Annotated in this window: 14 protein-coding genes and 1 tRNA gene; 3 read left to right on the top strand and 12 right to left on the bottom strand. The window is 66.8% G+C overall.

Going from position 1 to position 17,857, the window contains the following annotated elements:
• Positions 1-113: 113 nt before the first annotated feature.
• Entirely contained in the window at positions 114-554 is a 441-nt protein-coding gene (locus Pflav_RS36515; protein ID WP_173041218.1) for a hypothetical protein, read from the top strand.
• Here the strand turns inward: Pflav_RS36515 and Pflav_RS36510 are convergent.
• The 3 genes from Pflav_RS36510 to Pflav_RS36500 are packed head-to-tail and all read right to left on the bottom strand — an operon-like array spanning position 542 to position 3,260.
• Positions 542-1,312 (bottom strand): glycosyltransferase, encoded by a 771-nt coding sequence (locus tag Pflav_RS36510; protein ID WP_232072339.1) that lies wholly within the window; start codon positions 1,310-1,312, stop codon positions 542-544. The two genes, Pflav_RS36515 and Pflav_RS36510, sit on opposite strands and share 13 nt — an antisense overlap.
• Positions 1,300-2,370, bottom strand: coding sequence for a GntR family transcriptional regulator (locus Pflav_RS36505; protein ID WP_232072337.1), 1,071 nt, complete (start codon positions 2,368-2,370; stop codon positions 1,300-1,302). The genes Pflav_RS36510 and Pflav_RS36505 overlap by 13 nt, the downstream gene beginning before the upstream one ends.
• Complete coding sequence (locus Pflav_RS36500) at positions 2,370-3,260, bottom strand: helix-turn-helix domain-containing protein (protein ID WP_173041217.1); 891 nt, start codon at positions 3,258-3,260, stop codon at positions 2,370-2,372. The genes Pflav_RS36505 and Pflav_RS36500 overlap by 1 nt, the downstream gene beginning before the upstream one ends.
• Positions 3,261-3,641: 381 nt before the next feature.
• On the opposite strand from Pflav_RS36500, the gene Pflav_RS36495 reads away from it, so the two are divergent.
• Entirely contained in the window at positions 3,642-4,349 is a 708-nt protein-coding gene (locus tag Pflav_RS36495; protein ID WP_173041216.1) for a GntR family transcriptional regulator, read from the top strand.
• 1,401 nt (positions 4,350-5,750) lie between these two features.
• Here the strand turns inward: Pflav_RS36495 and Pflav_RS36485 are convergent.
• Positions 5,751-8,174, bottom strand: a complete 2,424-nt coding sequence (locus Pflav_RS36485; protein ID WP_173041214.1) for an N-6 DNA methylase — start codon at positions 8,172-8,174, stop codon at positions 5,751-5,753.
• A gap of 1,006 nt (positions 8,175-9,180) precedes the next feature.
• Positions 9,181-9,261, bottom strand: a tRNA-Tyr gene (locus Pflav_RS36480).
• 137 nt (positions 9,262-9,398) lie between these two features.
• Here Pflav_RS36480 and Pflav_RS36475 point away from each other — a divergent pair.
• Positions 9,399-9,893, top strand: a complete 495-nt coding sequence (locus tag Pflav_RS36475; RefSeq protein WP_173041213.1) for a YajQ family cyclic di-GMP-binding protein — start codon at positions 9,399-9,401, stop codon at positions 9,891-9,893.
• Here Pflav_RS36475 and Pflav_RS36470 read toward each other — a convergent pair.
• The 7 genes from Pflav_RS36470 to Pflav_RS36440 form a co-directional block, all read right to left on the bottom strand.
• Positions 9,877-11,145 carry an MFS transporter gene (locus tag Pflav_RS36470; RefSeq protein ID WP_173041212.1) on the bottom strand — a complete coding sequence of 423 codons (1,269 nt, stop codon included), beginning with the start codon at positions 11,143-11,145 and terminating at the stop codon, positions 9,877-9,879. The genes Pflav_RS36475 and Pflav_RS36470 overlap by 17 nt on opposite strands.
• 120 nt (positions 11,146-11,265) lie before the next feature.
• On the bottom strand, positions 11,266-12,147 hold the full coding sequence (gene htpX, locus Pflav_RS36465; RefSeq protein WP_173041211.1) for a zinc metalloprotease HtpX: 882 nt from the start codon (positions 12,145-12,147) through the stop codon (positions 11,266-11,268).
• A 116-nt stretch (positions 12,148-12,263) separates the two neighbouring features.
• Positions 12,264-13,727, bottom strand: a complete 1,464-nt coding sequence (locus Pflav_RS36460) for an NADH-quinone oxidoreductase subunit N (RefSeq protein ID WP_173041210.1) — start codon at positions 13,725-13,727, stop codon at positions 12,264-12,266.
• Complete coding sequence (locus Pflav_RS36455; RefSeq protein ID WP_173041209.1) at positions 13,724-15,304, bottom strand: complex I subunit 4 family protein; 1,581 nt, start codon at positions 15,302-15,304, stop codon at positions 13,724-13,726. Before Pflav_RS36455 ends, Pflav_RS36460 begins: the two co-directional genes overlap by 4 nt.
• Entirely contained in the window at positions 15,301-17,046 is a 1,746-nt protein-coding gene (locus tag Pflav_RS36450; protein ID WP_173041208.1) for an NADH-quinone oxidoreductase subunit 5 family protein, read from the bottom strand. The genes Pflav_RS36455 and Pflav_RS36450 overlap by 4 nt, the downstream gene beginning before the upstream one ends.
• Positions 17,043-17,357 (bottom strand): NADH-quinone oxidoreductase subunit NuoK, encoded by a 315-nt coding sequence (gene nuoK, locus Pflav_RS36445; RefSeq protein WP_173041207.1) that lies wholly within the window; start codon positions 17,355-17,357, stop codon positions 17,043-17,045. Before nuoK ends, Pflav_RS36450 begins: the two co-directional genes overlap by 4 nt.
• Positions 17,354-17,857 (bottom strand): NADH-quinone oxidoreductase subunit J family protein, encoded by a 504-nt coding sequence (locus Pflav_RS36440; protein WP_173041206.1) that lies wholly within the window; start codon positions 17,855-17,857, stop codon positions 17,354-17,356. The genes nuoK and Pflav_RS36440 overlap by 4 nt, the downstream gene beginning before the upstream one ends.

Below are 17,857 nucleotides of genomic sequence, written 5' to 3'. Positions count from 1 at the left end.
GCACAACCGGTCGCCGAGCAAGCATCCGATCGGTTGGTGTGGTTCCCTCCACGTCTCAGCGACACTCTGTCTACGCCGTTGCGCAGCCGGAGAAAGGAAGAAGGGATTCCCGCTTGATCGCGGCAGACTGTTGGGAGTCGGGCGGGCCGGAGTACCTGTTTCCTTTGATGATCGCTACCGGGTTGGCTGCGATCATGGCCGGCGCCGTTTGGGTGACTACGTGGTCGATGGCCGGCAGACCGATGGAGACGAATCGTTCCGCTCACACGCCGATCGCTCTCCGGATCGTTCCGGCGATCCTTGCGGGGCTGTTTCTCGTACGTAGCATCGACGATCCTGAGGCGCTGTTGATGAGCGTTCCCTATGTGCCGATCCTGGTGAGCCTCGCGTTCACGCTGATCCTTGCGCGACGCCGCGCGGTCGGCGGAGTCTGGCCATCGGTACGCGCGCTGCCAGTGCCGCTCAGGTGGAGCGCCCCCATCCTGACGGTGCTCTATCTAGTGGTTGCGATCACGGCTCTCGCCGCTCAGGTTGCCCTCGGTCACGCCTGCTGACCTCCTGATCGAGGCAACAACGAGTCGAGCGCGTTGGCGCGTGCGTCGATGAGTTGCATGCGCGCGGCGTACTCGGCAGGCTCGCGGTGTGCCGCCTGGTTCGTGACCTGGCCGGGCCATTTGCGGTAGAGCAACCCGGCTTCGGCGGTGAAGTAGCCGTCGCTGACAACGTTCGCGGCGATGAGAAGGCCAGTGTCCTCGGAGGCTGGCAACGCCATCCAGCCCCCGAGAGCTAGAACCAGGTCGCGACGCAGGCACAGGGCCGCCGGGTGGACGGACGCCCGGTAGTCATGGGTGCGCCAGAAGTCGAGCACCTCACCGCGGGCAATCGGGCCGTCCGGCGGGTCGTGCTCGAACCCCACAGTGGACCCGTCCGGCAGCAGGTCAAGTACGCGGGACGTCGTCCAGCCGATGTGTGGGTATCGCGTGAGGGTGTCGATGTCGCGGGCGAGCACGCCCGGCAGGAGCTGGTCGTCAGCATCGAGCACCTTGACCAGCTCGCCAGCGGCCCGCGCCAGGGCGAGTGTCCGGGCTACGCCAGGGCCGCCAGCGCGGCCGGCGCCGGGACTGATCCGGGGATCGTCCGGGAGCACGCCATGGAGGAGGCCGGTCTGTCCGTCCTCTTGGACAAGCCACTCCCAGGCCCAGCCGTCCGGCATCACCTGCCCGGCCAGCGACCGGTATGCCTCGGCGAGGTAGCCGACGCTCGGTGCGTGTACGGGGGTAATGACCGAGACGAGTTGGGTCAAGCGGCCCACCGGGTGAGCTTGGTGGCATACACAAGCTCGGTGCGATCTCCAGGGAACACCGCGTCAGCCACCTCCACGACACGATCTTCTGTGTCGTACGAGGTCTTGCGCAAGGTGATGACTGAGACTCCGGGTTCGATGTCGAGGAGTTCGGCCTCGTCCGGGTATGGCGGCCGGGCGCGGATGACGTCCTCGATGCGGTCGAGTTCGATGCCGACCGTGTGGAGCTGGTGCTGCGTGCCACCCGGCCACGGCTCGTTGTCAGCGGTCAGCAGGTCAGGGTTGCCCTTGACCATGTCGTAGACGAGGTACGAGTACGAGATGGACAGCGGCGCAGACTCGTGCCGCGAGCTTGTCCAGTACACGCGGCGCAGCAACGGCGTGCCGGGCTCGACCTGGAGCGCCGCAGCCATCTCCTCGTCGGCGTCGACCCGCACGTACTCCGCGTGGAACTTCAGATCATCGACGGTCAGCCCGGTGTCGTGCTCCGTGCCGCCGGTGCTGCGACGTTCGGCCTCGTCGGCTAGGACGCGGTTCTTCTCCCACTGGTACCGCTCGGTGTTGCGCCGGCGGATCCGCTGGCGCGGCGCGCGTACGTAGGTGCCGCGGCCTTGCTCGGCCCGGACCAAGCCCCATTCGCGGAGCTGGCGTATGGCGTTGCGGACACTGGTCCGCGACAGAGAGTAGGTATCGGCTAGTTCGGTCTCACTGGGTAGGGCGGTGCCGGGAGCCAGCTCGCCACGGTTGATCTGTCCGCGTAGTTCCTCGGCGAGCTGGAGGTACCGGGGGCGCCAATCGCGGGGCATCACGGAGATCACATTACCCCCTAGACGTAGATACGTCTGCCGTGTCGTCTCGCCGGGCAGCTTCGCGGCGAGGATCTCAGCCGCTCGGTCGAGCTGCATGCGGATCAAACAGGGGTACAGGCCGCAGCCGGACCGGCAGTACCCGCTCCCGTCATCGGCGTGCGCTTGCCGGGTCGCTTCCAAGCCGTCCTCAACGACGGCGCGTGCGGCGCTGTTACCCCAGATCTGCGCGGCGGTCAGCGGCGCGGAACGGCGCCCCATCAGGACACCTGCACCGCATCATCGATGTCAGCGGCGAGTGCCTCAATGCGCGAGGTCGAGGCGGACGGGCTACCCGCGATCTCCTGGAGACGCTCGTAGGCCGAGACATACCGCGCGGCCCGCTCCTTCTCCAGGAGCATCCGTCCGCCGAGGTGCTCCAGGTACACCACCGGCGGGTACTCCCCACGCATGTGCAGGACGGTGAACGGGCCATCAAGCGCGGGGTGTTCGCCGACCGTGGGCGGCAGGATTTGCACCTGGACGTTGGCGCGCTGACCCAGCTTGACGAGGTGTTCGAGCTGGTCGCGCAGCATGTCGACCCCTCCCACCGGTCGGCGAAGGGCTGCCTCCTCGATGAGCGCGTGTACCTGGACGGGCGGCCGCGTGGTGAGGACTTTCTGCAGGTCCATACGAGCCCGGACCAGGTTGACGAACTTGAACCCCGGCAGCGCGTCGCCTTCCTTGGCGCGTGTCAACGTCTCCAGGTATGGGCGGGTCTGCAGGAGCGCGGGAACGTACGTGGCCCCGTAGACCCAGATCTCCCTTGCCCGCGCCTGCACCCACGAGTAGTCGATGAACGGCACGTCGACCTCGCTCGGCCCGGTGTCCGCGTCCCACCTGTTGATCCGCCAAGAGTGCCTGGCGGCCTCGGTGAGCAGATCGCGCTCGCGCTCGTCCACGATGCCGTACACGTCGAGCAGCATCGTCAACACCGGCAGCGGGAACGGCCACAGCGCCCGCTCGTACCGGGCGATCGTCGAGAACTCGTGCTCGACGATCGGAGCTACATCCTGGAGCGTCAGCTTGTGACGCTCGCGGTGTTCCCGCATCCGTACACCGAGCCACTGCGCCCGGAGGCTCTGCGCGAAGTTCTCCCGCTTCGTTGGCATCGCTTCCCTCTCCCCCTGACAGTCCGACAAGGAAGGGGCGACGGCCGACGTCGTGCCGATGACGCCGGCCGCCGCCCCGGTGGCGAGAGCTGCGTGCGTGCCGCGTGCGCCGCTCTCGGGCGGGCCGGAGTGCGGTCGCCCTCTCTCCTCCAGAGGGGTCGCACCGAAGGGATCGATCCCGGCCCATGACGGGTGCGGTCGGGACGGGTGACAAACGAGCCAACCCTTGGCTGCCGTCCCGACCGCACGACGTAAAGGTACCCACGTCCAGATGACTTGTCTAGACGTGTCGACGTGTAGAGCTGTCGTCGGTCGAAAACACGGCTGACAGGTACGGTGAACCTCGTGCCAACCCCGCACCAAGGAACACCCCGTTACCGCATGGTCGCCGAGGAGCTACGCCGCCGCATCGAGGCCGGCGCCATCCCGGCCGGCGCACTGCTGCCGCCTGAGAGCGCCCTGGTCCAGGAGTTCGGCATCAGCCGCGGCACAGCCCGTGAGGCCATCGCGACACTCCGTGCCGAGGGCCTAGTCGTCACCGAACACGGCCGCGGCACTTACGCCCGCCCACAGCACCCGGTCCGCCGACTCAGCGCCGACCGCTATCGCCCAAACGCCGTCCACGCTAGCGACCTACCTGAAACCTCCCTCCGGGCCGACGTCAGGCTCGACGAGGTCTCTGCCACACCTACCCTCGCCAGACTCTTTGGAGTTGCAGCGGGAACTCCGCTTTTACAGCGCCGAGTATTGTTTTGGGCTCACGGCGTACCAGAGCAACTCGCAATCTCCAATTACCTGCTCAGCGTGGTTGCCGGAACGCCGCTCACTGACCCGACACCAGAACCGTGGCTAAGCAGTATCACGACACAATTGAGTAGCATCGGGATCAACGTGACCAAAATCCGTGAACTCGTACGTGCCCGCATGCCCACCGCCGAAGAAGCTAGCGCGCTAAGACTACTTTCTGGCGTACCGGTGCTAGCACTTACTCGCCGCACCTACTCACGAGAACAGATCATTGAGGTCGCCAACGAAATCGTGTTACCTGCTGATCGAGCAGAGATTGAATACGAGATATTGCCTACGTAACACCAGAAGGGCGTCCGATTCCAAGCTTCCGCCGCTCGCCAGAGCCCGCCGACAAACTACGCCATCGCGTTAGTTCGCCGAGGCGGAGGCTCCCGCAGCAGTATCGGTATCAATCGCAGATTGCATAGCAGTCCACAGGTGCGTAAGGCGAAAACTGAGTTCAGGAAAGGATCGCTCGAACTCGTGATCAAGGATGTAAGGATCATACGATGCCGGCTGACACAACTGCAATTCCGCCAGCGGGAGCTTCGTAACGTGTGAGTTGACTCCTTCCAGTGCGACCTCATACGCCAAGCTCTGCAAATACCCCACCATCGCTCCGCTGCGTGTCCGGAGCCCGTACTTGTGCTGCGGGTCGATGTATCGCTTAACGCCTTGAGAAACGTACTGCTCTACGAAGTCCCTTCCCCTTCACGGGGATGCAGTCTCTTACATTCCACGGTGTAATGGCGAACCCAGTTAGAAGAGTCGTGACTCAAGTGATCACAAAGCGATACTTGAAAGTCTGGTCGCTTATACTCATGCGGAGCGAGCTTTGGATCGTCAACGTGCGGCGGTATACCTGCGTCGTACTGCGGGGAGTGATCGAGAGAGCGTTCCCCGCGGAGCGCTCTTTCTCGATTTACCACTACGAAAAGCTGGTAAAGCCTACGATTTATGTCCAGCTCTCCGGCACCATACCAACCCGTCTCTACCGATAAGCGACTCAGCGCCTCTCGCAAGATAGCTAGGACGAGTTCTTCGTGTGCGCGCCACGGGTCCAAGTCCATGATCGAGAAGGCCGGCACTACCGGCCCGCCACTGCTACACGGAACATCGTAGCTTCTGCGTCCTCGCGAGCAGCGCTAGCCGACCAGAGCCGACGCTCATTCCGCTTAAGTACCAAAATCTCAGTGTCTGTAACGGCACGAACAACGCCCTCAGTTAGGACGCGTCCGCCCCGGTCTTCGCCCGCAGCCGCAGCAAACCTCCTCATAAGCGAACGCCAACTGGCATCGACGGCAACACTGTCCGGCAGTTCGCCCCTGCGCGTAGGGACCAAGGCGACCATGATAGCGGGAATATCGAGGCCGGCGGTGACTACCCAGGCGAACTCGCCGCCCTGCGGAAGTACGGCTGACCACTTGCCAAGGAAAACGCGAAGATATGTCGCCAGCGGGTGCTCGCCCAATCTGTCTAGGTCTTCATAGAGGCCGACCTCAAGTTTGGCAGGACCTACGGGGCCAAGTGCCGACGAATTGGCTCTTAATTGATTAAGCGGAAGAGTATAAGCGAAGAAGTCGCGAACCAGATCCCGCTCTCCATCTGTTAGCTCGAAGACGTCGAAAAGCGCATCGTCGATCCGCGACAAAACCTCCTGAGCAGACGGACGCAGCCCTCCAGCGCCTCGCTCAAGGCTAATTAATGAGAAAAGCCCGTCCTCCATCGGCTCGTCGGTTGCTTCCGCAAGCTGGTCAACCGCTGTGACCAGACGCTGAACTCGCTCGTCCCCTCTTTCGGAAGCCGAATTGGAAGCCGCAACACGTCTTCGATGTAAACACAATCATGCCAAACGCCCCATGACCCAGATAGCATAAACAATCGATAACGGCCGAGAGAGGAAAGCAGGGTGGCAAGCACAACCTTAGCTACCCACGGCGGCACACCCCGGAGCGGCAGGGCATAAATGATATGCCGGAAGGAGAAGTCTTCTGTCGCTAGACGAGCGAGAGGGCCGAAGCCCGCCTTCACTCCTTGTGTGACAACAATACGTTGTCCGCGATAGATCTCATCGGAAGGATCCCGCTTGACGCCGCTTGGCTTACTCTCAAACCAGCTATCTTCGAGCACACCCCAAGGCTTGAAAGTCCTTAAGGACCTAAGGCCACGTAGAGCGGCAGACGGAGCCTTCAAACCTCGTTGGTACCCATAGCCCGGCTTGTGCGACAGAGGTACCAAGTCCGCAAGTGTCTGCTCCGAATCAAGGCGTGTCATGAGCGCGGCGTCATTGTGGTTGCCCCAGCCGTAGACCTTCCAGATATAGGGCTTCTCTCGCAACGATCGCTGAATAACAAGACGGCGGTCGAGTCGAGCAAACGCCATTGAGTGAGTCCGGTCTAGGACACTTGAAGGCCGAGCTGAGTAGTACTCAACCGGAGACTCATCCGTGTCTTTACTGTTAATCGCCTTACCCGGCGTAAACGACACCAAATAGAACGGCGCAACGGCGCGTGAGAAGAACACGCCTCTCACGTCGGTAAAATTTACGAGAATTCGTAAACGCACATGATCAAGCCAAGATCCGAGAAAAATCCGCGAAGGTCCTCGGGAGTTAAGGAAGGCCGTCGCACCGACGAGCAGGGTTCCTACGCCATCAGGCTTTAGCAACGCCAGGGAACGCCACATGAATGCTTGCGAAGGATTGCGTTCGCCGACGGAGAACCCGCCGTCGCTTAGCCATCTTTCTAGGACCGGGTTTCGCTTACTCGGCGGCTCGGTCCAAGGAGGATTCCCAATTACGACATCAAAGTGGCCGTCCGGCCAAGGTAGTGCGTCGCGCTCAAACGATACGAGCGTGCCCTGCCCGTCACCACCTTTGGCTCTGCTCCGAGTGAAGGCGTCCACTATCACGAGCGAACCAGGCGAATCGGAGGCCCCAGACCAGACTAACCTCGGCAGAGGTCCTGCGAGACGAATATCTTGGGGTGTTTGATAGTTCAGGAACGCCACGTAGAGACTAAAGGCAGCCAGGCGAATGGCCTCAGGATTTGTGTCAATGCCCGCAACTTGTTCGACAAGTATCCGCCGCAATTCGGCTGGCGTAAGTGACCTGGCTGCCACAGATGCGCTGAAGCGAACCAAGTAACGATAAGCCTCCACCAAGAAGGCACCGGACCCACACGCTGGATCAATTACCCTCGGCGTCCGACGGAGAGTCTCCGGAGTAAGTGTCTGTGCCAACGCAAATTGCACAAGCTCGGCTGGCGTGTAGTGTGTGCCTGTTGCCTTGTCTGGATTGATTTCGTCATGATAGAACTGCTCATACATGTTGCTGATCAAGCTAGTAGGGACGACACTGAAATCGTAGGCCCAGAGGAAAAGGACGTCCTCGGTGTCGGTGCCCCCGCTTAACAGGCGTTGCGCAACATCCAAATGTCGCTGTTGAATTACAACTTGTTCATGATCAGTCAAGGCGAACAGGTCGCCATTGAAATCGCGTTCAAGGCGAGCGAATACCGCGTTAGTAAGTCGAATATCGGACAGCACACGAAGAAAGACGCTTGGGGTGCCAAGGTTTGGGCGCTCGACATCGCGATCAAGGAGGCGGTTCCATCGCTTACGACCTCCTGCTACTTCCTTAAGATACTCTGAGGTGATCACTCCACGGTCCTCAAGATATCTAACCAGAATTAGGCGCTCTATCAGACCGTGGGCTGTGCGAAGGTCCAAGCCAGTTTCCACGAGTCGCTGCGATGCTGCGGAGATATCTCGTAGTAGTGTCGCATCCGCACGCCCACGACCAGCACCTTCGGCGTTGAGGAAGATTTGACCACTCTCTATTTGGTCACGCTGGAATTCCCGCAGGACCTCTACGATCTGCACGGAAGATGTCACGATTCGAAGGGGCTCGAACCGAACCCACGCGCTGAGATCTTTCGGTGGTGGCTGAGACAGGCTGTAGACGCGGACCTCGTCACCTGTAGCGAGAAACAGATACCGTGGTCCTGTGAGACACCATGCTTGCTTGTAAGCCTCCACAATTTGGTGCAACGACGCATTGTCCGGCAGCGCGGTGAATACGAGGACGGGATCTTCCTCTACGAAGAAGAGGCGGTCTGCACCCATGCGGCTTGCTAGCAAGAGCCAGTCACCGACGTCAACCCAGTCCTCGACTGAGACGGCGGCGCCAGGCGAGGGCGTCGCCTGAAGTAGACGTCCACGCTGGTAGTCAAGGCCCTCGTAGACCGCGTCGAGGAGACGGCTACCGGAGGTCGTGTTCACCAACAGCCTGCCACAACTCGTCCCTCCACGCGTCTCGCTCCGCCGTTGCTCCCCTCCAGCTGGCGCTACCCTAGGAGGCCGGTCCGACAATACTGGGACCGGTACCTCAGCTGCTCATAGCAGCGATCTTAGACGACGCCGCTCGGGAAGCTGCACCCCACGCCGCAAGGGCGATGCGGCTGGCCAAGCAGCGCCTCAGCCACCACGCCAGCGACCTCTCGGCGTGGGGATTCGACTGCCGATCTCTTCGACGACTAGGCCGCGTTCTGCGTGCTGCGGTGTCGTTGCTTGCCCGATACGCGCCTATACATCGACGCGCGGAGGACTCAGCCAGCGCGCGAGGGCTAGCCGCCAAACGCTGCCGAATTGGTCTCTTTGGGATCAAGGCGCCGCCCTGCGGGCGGCGCGAGCGCGGCAGCCCGCGCCGGCGGGAAGCCGCCCCGGACCGCTCCGCGGCCGGGGCGGGAAACCACCCCAGCGGCCCGGAGAGCCGCGCTCACGCCGCCCGCTACCAGAACCACACCCCAGGCGCTTCCGGCCCCGGGAGGTGGCGACGCCATCCCGCCCACCGTCGACCCAGGCAGAGCCGAGCAGACCAGCCCCAGGGCGACAAGGTCGTTCGTCCGGTGGGGCGCTCCACCTTGTCGCCCTGGGGCTGGCCCGCTCCCCGCAGGGTGGGTCGACGGCGGACGGGATGGCTGGGAAGGCGCAGGTCAGGGACAAGATCAACCCGCCCACTATCTGCCCACAACACGCCGTAGACGGCCGGACGGAGCTGGACACGCCCGGACCTAACAAGATCGGCCCCGGCCAGCGTTCGGGCTGGTCCGGGGCCGTTATTCCCTAGGTGTGGCGGGTAGAGGATTCGAACCTCTGAAGCTTTCGCGACGGATTTACAGTCCGCTCCCATTGGCCGCTCGGGCAACCCGCCTAGGGCGTGCCGCTGCGGTGATCGCAGCAGCGCAAGCAAGGATAGCGGTTGCGGTGGGCGGTCTCGCAACCGGGTACGGTCAGGGGGTCACTGGCCCCGGAACACCTTCATATCGCCACAAAGCAGGAGCATGACCTATGGCAGCCAACCCGTCGTTCGACGTCGTCAGCAAGGTCGACCGGCAGGAGGTCGACAACGCCCTCCGACAGGCGGAGAAGGAGCTCACCACGCGCTTCGACTTCCGCGGCACGGGCGCGGAGATCTCCTGGTCGGGCGAGGAGGCGGTCAGCCTCCAGGCGGAGACCGAGGACCGGGTCCGGGCGGCGCTCGAGGTGTTCAAGGACAAGCTGGTCAAGCGCAACATTTCGCTCAAGGCACTGGACGCGGGCGAGCCGCGGACGTCGGGTAAGACGTCGAAGATCGACTGCAAGATCATCCAGGGCATCGACCAGGAGAAGGCCAAGGCGATCAGCAAGGCGATCCGCGACGAGGGGCCGAAGGGCGTCCAGGCGCAGATCCAGGGCGACATGCTGCGCGTCACCGGCAAGAAGAAGGACGACCTTCAGGCCGTGATCAGCCTGCTCAAGTCGTCCGACTTCGGGATCGCCCTCCAGTTCACGAACTACCGGTAGCCGTCGCCGCCACCGCCTGGTCGATCCGGGCCGTCGCTTGGGCGTCGGCCCGGGCTATCGAGCCGGCCGGGAGTCCGGCCACCACCGCCGCGACGCCCACCGCGGCGCCGGCGAAAAGGAACGCCCACGGGACGCCTCCGGGCTGGTCGACGATCAGCCCGGACACCGAGCCACCTACCGCGGCAGAGGCGACCGCGACGGTGATGACCCAGGTGTACGCCTCGTTCAGCATGGTGACCGGCGCGATGCGGCCCACCATGTTGTTTTCGAGCGTGAGAGCCGGCGCGATCGTGGCGCCGCCCGCGACCAGGGCGATGCCGAGCGCGAGTGGGTGCGGCATGACGGCGTACAGCGCGAACGTCGTCGCCAGCGCCGCGAGCAGCAGCGAAAACTGCCTCGCCTGGTTGCGTACCGGTGGGCGGGTGCCAAACCAGAAGCCGCCGGCGGCGCTGCCCACCGCCCAGACCGCGAGCAGCAGGCCGCCGAGGCTGTCGCCGTCGCTGTGCCGGCTCGCGTACGCGGGAACGATCACCCCGGCGGCGCCGAACGCCACGCCGAGGCCGGACACGCACACGAGGAGCGCGGGAAAGCCGCTGATCCGCAGCGGGCCGAGGCCGCGGGTGTGCTCCCCGGCCGGGTGTGGGCGCCAGTCGCGCATGATCCTGCCGCGGGCGACGACCACCGTGCCGACCAGCGTGAGGACGGCTGCGCCCACGATGGCGGCCGCCGGAGTGGCGAAGAGCACGAAGCCGGCGACGAGCAGCGGGCCGATCACGAAGACGAGTTCGAAGAGCGTGGTCTCCGCGGCAAGCGCCGCGCCGCGGATGTGATGGCGGCCACGGCCGGGCTCGGTGAGGTCGTTCCAGGCACCGCGGATGGCGGCCGTCAGCGGCGGGTACGTGGCGCCCGCCACACCTGACGCCGCGAAGACGGCCGGCAGCGCGTCCATGCGGCTCGCCACCAGCAGCACACCGAGCGCGACGGGGTGGGCGATGCCGGTCAGCAGGAGTACGGGCGACGGGCCGATCCGGTCGGCGACGCGCCCGGCCACCGGGCTGAGGGCGGCGCCGGCCACCGCGTAGATGCCGCCCGCGATCGCAGCCGCCGTGTACCGGTCGGTGGTCCCCTCCACGAGGAGCAGCAGCGCCAGCGGGGTCATGCCGATGCCCAGCCGGGCGACGATGCCGACCACCAGCAGGAGCGGTGCCCCGGGGATCCGCCACACCGCCGAGTACTGGCGCAGCGCCGCCACAGCGCACCTCCCTGGTAATGACCGACAGCCCCACAGACCCTAACCAAGATCCCTTGCAAGGGGCCATACGTTTACGGGCCCGGGGTATGTGACCCCCGGGCCCGTAAAGAGAGGTACGGACTACCGCTGGAACTGCACCGGGCCGGAGTTGGCGGCCATCTCCTCCAGGCGACGCACCCGCTCACCCATCGGCGGGTGGGTCGAGAACAGCGACGCGATGCCACCGCCCCGGAACGGGTTGTCGATCATCAGGTGCGCGGTGCTGGTGAGCTGGCCCTCCGGCGGGAGGGGCAGCTTCTGCGCGCCGTAGTGGATCTTGCGGAGCGCCGAAGCGAGCGCCAGCGGGTCGTTGGTCAGCCGCGCACCGGAGGCGTCGGCCTGGTACTCACGGCTCCGGCTGATCGCCAGCTGGATGACCGAGGCCGCGATCGGGCCCAGGATCACCATCAGCAGCAGCACCGCCGGGTTGACGCCCTCGTCGTCGTCCCCACCGCCCAGCGGGAGGAACAGCGCGATGTTCGCGACGAAGGTGATGATGGTCGCGAGCGCGCCGGCGACGCTGGAGATCAAGATGTCGCGGTTGTACACGTGCGACAGCTCGTGGCCGATGACGCCACGCAGCTCACGGTAGTCAAGAATCTGGGTGATGCCTTGCGTCACCGCGACCGCCGCGTGACGCGGGTTACGCCCGGTGGCGAAGGCGTTGGGCTGCATCGTGGGGCTCACGTACAGCCGGGGCATCGGCTGGCCCGCCTGCGTCGAGAGCTCCCGCACCATCTGGTACAGGGCGGGGAACTCAGCCTCGCTGACCGGCTTGGCCCGCATCGACCGCAGCGCGATCTTGTCGGACCAGAAGTAGCTGACGGCGTTGATGCCCAACGCGATGATCACCGCGATGACAAGTCCACCGCTGCCGCCGAACCAGTAACCAAGAGCCAGGACGATACCGGAGAGCAGGCCGAGCAGAGCGGCCGTCTTGAGACCGTTCCAGTGCCTGTGCACGATCACTCACTCCTTTAGGACCCGGGACCGCTCCTGGGCCCCGGCACCAGGCGTAACAACCTGATGCCCCTCCAATCATCCGCACATTCCTGTGACCTTGCTGAAAAGTGCCGAGGTCAGGCGAGGTCGAGCACGAGCTGGGGAGCGAAGCCCATCACTATTACCGCCAGCGTGGCCGCGCCCAGAGCCGCCGCCACCGCCCACGGGATCCGGGTCCGGGTGCCCTCGGTAGGGGTCGGCCCGTACAGCACGGCGGCGACGCGTACGTAGTAGGCGAGGCCGATCACCGCGTTGAGCGCGACGACCACGGCCAGCCAGCCGGCGCCGCCGTCGAGCAGCGAGCGCACCACCACGACCTTGGCGAAGAGCCCGGCCAGGCCCGGGGGCAGGCCGGCGAGGCCGATCAGCGCCAGCACCAGTGCGGCACCCACCCACGGATGGGTACGCGCGGCGCCTCGGTAGTCGGCGATCTGTCCGCCGTCGTCGCCGGAGCGCAGCGCCACCACCGCGCCGAAGGCGGCGATCTCAAGGAGCACATAGAAGACGGTGTACGCCACGGTGGCGGCGACGGCCACGGACAGCGCCTCGCCCGTGCGCCCCTCCGCGAGCATGAACGCCCCGAGCGGCGCCAGGATGTACCCCGCCTGGGCCACGGACGACCAGGCGAGCAGCCGCACCATGCGGGTCTGCCGGAGGGCGACAAGGTTGCCGACCGTCATCGTGAGCACGGCTAGTACCGCGAGGGCCGGCCCGGCGAGGTCGAGCGCGGGGCGGAGGCCGTCGACCACCGCGTACAGGATCGCGACGACCCCGCCCAGCTTCGAGGCGGTGGACAGGTACGCGGCGATCGGGACCGGGGCGCCGTCGTAGGCGGCCGGGGCCCAGGCGTGAAACGGTACGGCGGCCACCTTGAACGCCAGCCCCGACAGCACCAGCACCACCGCGGCGCCGGTGAGCGGGAGGTCGGGCAGGCCGGTTGCGAGGGTGGCAAGGTGCACGCGGCCGCTCACCGCGTACAAGAGGGCGGCGCCGAGCAGCGTCACGGCGGTCGCCACCACGCTGACCACGAAGAACGTGACCGCGCCCTCGGCGCTCTCCACGGTGCGGCGGCGCAGGCCCACCAGCACGTACAGCGGCAGGGTGAGCGTCTCCAGCGCCACGATCAGCGTGATCAGGTCACCGGCCGAGCCGAGCACCACGCCGCCGGTCATCGAGCAGGCGAGCAGGAAGGCGTACTCCCCCGGCGGCACGTCCCTAGCGGTCGCGCCAGCGGAGCCACCAGCAACAGCCGCGGCGGAGAGGCCGATCACACCGAGCGTGAGCAGCGCGAAGAGAGCGGCGATCAGGGCGGAACGGTCATTCGCCACGAACGAGCAGGCATCCGGCACGCAGAACGTCTGGCGGTCGTCCCCGACCCCCACCGCTATCGCGCCCGCGGCGGTGGCGAGCGCGCCGAGCGCGGCCATCGCGAGCACCGCGGCGCGGCGGGCCACGATGAGGTCGGTGAGCAGCACGAGTACGGCGGTGCCGGCGGCCAGGTAAGCGGGCAACAGCGCGACGTGGTCAACGGACTGCGTCACGACCCCACCGCCTCGACCAAAGCGCCTACCGGATCACCGGCCATGCCGAGCACGAGCGCGGGCAGCAGGCCGACGACCAGCGCGAGCAGGACCAGGGGCGCCCAGGCGGCCACCTCGGCTCGGGCCAGGCCGGGCGGGTCCAGCACGCCGACGGCCGGGCCGTGGGTGACGCGGCGGAGGAGGCGCAGGAAGTACGCGGCGGTGAGCGCGCCGCCCACGGCCGCCACCGCCGCCAGCGTCGTCCAGAGTGGACCGCCCTTGTCCAGCGAGGCGACGACCGCGAACGCCTCGCCCCAGAAGCCGGCCAGACCGGGCAGCCCCAGCGAGGCGATCGCGGCGAAGGCAAGGAGGCCGGCCAGCCACGGCGACTGCTCGCGCAGCCCGCCGAGCTGGGCGAGCTCGCCGGTGTGTGCCCGTTCCTTGATCGCCCCAGCGAGGAAGAAGAGCAGACCGGTGATCACACCGTGCGCCACATTGCCGATCAGCGCGGCCTGGATGCCGGTGGTGGTGAGCGTGGCGATGCCGAGCAGCACGAAGCCCATGTGGCCCACGCTGGAGTACGCGATCAGCCGCTTGATCTCGGTCTGCGCCAGGCACACCAGCGAGCCCGCCACGATCGCGGCGACAGCCAGGATCCCCAGCACCGGGGCGGCCCACCGCGCGCCCTCGGGTGCCACGCCGACCCCGACCCGGATGAGGCCGTACGTCCCCATCTTCAGCAGGACACCGGCCAGGATCACGCTGCCGACCGTGGGCGCCTGGGTGTGCGCGTCCGGCAGCCAGGTGTGCAGCGGCCACAGTGGACTCTTCACCGCGAACGCGATCGCCAGCAGGACGAACGCCGCGATCTGGGTGCCCCGCGACAGCTCGCCCCCGCCGGTCAGCGCGACGATGTCCGCGGTGCCGGCCGAGACCACGACAGTGAAGACGCCCACGAGCAGCAGCACCGAGCCGAAGAGCGTGTACAGCACGAACTTGCGCGCCGCGTGCGCCCGGTCGTCGCCACCCCAGACCGCGATCACCGCGTACATGGGCAGGAGTACGACCTCGAAGAAGACGAAGAAGAGCACGAGGTCGAGCGCGAGGAAGGTACCGAGGATGCCCACCTCGATCACCAGCAGCAGCGCCACAAGCGTGTGACCCCGCCCCAGGGCTGGCAAGATCCGGTCCAAGGAGCGCAGCGACGAGGCCGGATCGCGCCGGCCGCCCGGGGCGGCCAGCGAGCGAAGCGAGCGCGACCGGCTCAGCCCCGGGGCTGGCGCCCGCCACAGCGTGTACGCGCAGCAGAGCAGCGTGAGGAGGCCGGTGAGCACGACGAGGGGGTACGAGACGCCGTCGACGCCGAGGTGGAAGCGCAGGTCGAGGCCGGGCACCCAGGTGAGGTCGACCTCGTGCCAGGGGCGGACGGCGGCCGGGCCGTACGAGAACCAGGAGTCCCGGTAGAGCGGAACGCTCAGGGCCAGCGTGACCGCGGCCGCCACGGTGCCGGCGACCTGCCCGGCGCGGCTGGGCAGGAAGGCCGCGAGCAGCGCGCCCGCCGCGGGGACCGCGAGCACCGCGACCAAAAGCCACCTCACAGGATCACCCCCAGGGCGGCCAGGAGTACGGCGGCGGCGAGCACCGCGGTAGCGGCGCGTGGCAGGCCGGTGCGGTGTGCGGAGGCGACCTGCTGGCCGAGGCGCACGGCGGCACGTCCGGTGCCCTCGACCGCCCCGTCGACGCCCGCCTCGTCGGCGAGTCGCAGTCCGCGGGCGGCGAACCGCACCGGTCGTACCAGAAGGAAATGCTGGACCTCGTCGAGCCAGAAGGCGCGGGCGAAGGCCGGGACGGTCGGCACGCCGCGCCAACCCAGGACGGCGCCGGCGGCCAGCAGCGCCACCGGGAGCAGCACCCAGGCATCGATGTGGGCCTCTTCGAGGCCGATGGCCTCGCGGAACGCGGGCCAGAAGATCGCGAGTCCGAGGAGCGCGCTGGGGATGGTGAGGAGGGCGACCGGCCAGCGCATGAGCGGCGGGGCTTCGTGGCCGTGCGTCTTCGCCTCGCCGAGGAACGTGCCTTTGAGCAGGCGGGTGGCGTAGAGCGCGGTGATCGCGACGCCGGCCAGCGCGGCCAGCCATACAAGCCAGCCCACCCACTCCGGCGCGGCGCCGTGTGGGTGGTGGGCGGCGTTGATGATGCCTTCCTTGCTCCAGAAGCCGGCGAGGGGCGGGAGGCCGGCGAGCGCCCCAAGCCCGATCGCGAACGACCAGAACGTCACCGGCATGTCCCGCCGCAGCCCGCCCATCCGCGACATCAGGTTGCTGTCCACCGCGTGGATCACGCAGCCGGCGGCGAGGAAGAGCAGTGCCTTGAACGCCGCGTGCGTCAGCAGGTGGAAGAGCGCGGCGGCCGTGGAACCGACCGCGAGCGCGCCGGCCATGTAGCCGATCTGGGAGACGGTGGACCAGGCGAGTACGCGCTTGATGTCGTCCTGGGCGGTGGCGGCGAGCGCGCCGAGCAGGATCGTGATCGCCGCCATCACGCCCAGGACCGCCAGGGCGGTACCGGTGAAGAGCGGGTAGAGCCGCGTCACCACGTAGATGCCGGCGGCCACCATCGTCGCGGCGTGGATGAGCGCGGAAACCGGCGTGGGGCCGGCCATCGCGTCGGGCAGCCAGGTGTGCAGCGGGAACTGCGCGCTCTTGCCCGCCACCCCGGCGAGCAGCAGCAGGCCGGCGACGGTGAGCGTGGTGGCGCTGTAGTCGTGGGCCAGCACGTCGGCGATGCGAAACGTGCCCGCGCCGATCCCGAGCACGGCGATACCGAGCAAGAAGCCGACATCGCCCACGCGCGTGAGGATGAACGCCTTCACGGCGGCGCCGGGAGCTTCGGGGAGGTGGCGGTTGTGGGCGATGAGGAGGTACGAGCAGATGCCCATCACCTCCCACCCGACCAGCAGCATGATCAGGTCGCCGGCCACGACCACCAGCAGCATGGCGGCGGTGAAGAGGCTCACCTGGGCCGCGTACGGCGGGTAGCGCTCGTCGTCGGCCAGGTAAGTGATCGAGTAGACCTGCACGGCGAGCGCGACAACGCCGACCGCGATAGCGACGAGCGCGGCGGGCTGGTCGATCCGCACACCGAACGTGACGGTGAGGTCGCCGATCCTGACCCACTCGCGGCTACTCTCCGTCTTGTCGAGGAGCACCGCGATGACCAGCGCGGCCGCGGCTCCCGTGACACCCACCGTCGCCGCGGCCTTGCGGGCTCCGAGCGGCAGCAGCAGGCCGACGAGCGCGGCGGCGAAGGGGACGGCCGGGAGGAGCACCCCCGGAATCATGCGTCCACCCGCTCGAGGGGCACCTCGTCGACGGACACTGTCGCGCGCAGGCGGTACAGCTGGAGCACGATCGCCAGCCCCACCCCCACCTCGGCGGCGGCGATCACGATGACGAAGAGCGCGAAGACCTGCCCGGTGTGCGGCAGCGCGGCGCGCACGGTGGTGTCGGCGGTGACCAGGATCAGGTTGACCGCGTTGAGCATGAGCTCGACTGACATCAGCAGGAGTATGGCGTTGCGCCGGCGCAGCACACCGTAGACGCCGATGCCGAAGAGTAGGGCCGCGGTGACGTACGGGATGACCGGCCTCATCGGTCTGATCCGATGTCTGGTCTCGACACCACGATCGCTCCCACCAGCGCAGCCAGGAGCAGCACGGACAGGACCTCGAAGGGCAGCACCCAGGACCCGAAGATGGCGCTGCCGAGCCGCTCGGCGGTGCCTGCCTCAGGCAGGTCCACTGTGGTCCACCGGAACGCGTCGATCAGCAACGCGGACAGCCCCAGGCCCGCCCCACCACCGACGAGCAACGCCGGCCAGCCGGGGCGGTCGAGGTCGTCGGAGGCACCGATCGGGGCGCGGGTCAGCATCACCGCGAAGAGCAGCAGCACCACGACCGCGCCCACGTAGATGAGCACCTGCACCCACGCCACCAGCTCCGCGGTGAGCACCAGGTAGAGGCCGGCTATCGCGCCGAGGCAGACCACCAGGTACAGGCCGGCGCGCACGAGGTGCTTGGTGGTGACCACGAGCAGGGCCGCGCCCACCGCCACGGCGCCGAGCCCCAGCAGCAGTACGTCGGCGGCCGTCAC

Origin of the sequence: Phytohabitans flavus, assembly GCF_011764545.1 — a bacterium.
GTDB lineage: Bacteria > Actinomycetota > Actinomycetes > Mycobacteriales > Micromonosporaceae > Phytohabitans > Phytohabitans flavus.
Note: the sequence above shows the minus strand (reverse complement) of the source record. Positions and strands in the feature narration are given on the sequence as shown.

What these genes read in the sequence shown, in the direction of transcription:
- Pflav_RS36495 (WP_173041216.1), top strand. Translation starts at nt 3,642, where the DNA reads ATGGTCGCCGAGGAGCTACGCCGCCGCATCGAGGCCGGCGCCATCCCG.
- Pflav_RS36505 (WP_232072337.1), bottom strand. Translation starts at nt 2,370, where the DNA reads ATGGGGCGCCGTTCCGCGCCGCTGACCGCCGCGCAGATCTGGGGTAAC.
- Pflav_RS36485 (WP_173041214.1), bottom strand. Translation starts at nt 8,174, where the DNA reads ATGGGTGCAGACCGCCTCTTCTTCGTAGAGGAAGATCCCGTCCTCGTA.
- nuoK (WP_173041207.1), bottom strand. Translation starts at nt 17,357, where the DNA reads ATGAGGCCGGTCATCCCGTACGTCACCGCGGCCCTACTCTTCGGCATC.
- Pflav_RS36450 (WP_173041208.1), bottom strand. Translation starts at nt 17,046, where the DNA reads ATGATTCCGGGGGTGCTCCTCCCGGCCGTCCCCTTCGCCGCCGCGCTC.
- Pflav_RS36475 (WP_173041213.1), top strand. Translation starts at nt 9,399, where the DNA reads ATGGCAGCCAACCCGTCGTTCGACGTCGTCAGCAAGGTCGACCGGCAG.
- Pflav_RS36500 (WP_173041217.1), bottom strand. Translation starts at nt 3,260, where the DNA reads ATGCCAACGAAGCGGGAGAACTTCGCGCAGAGCCTCCGGGCGCAGTGG.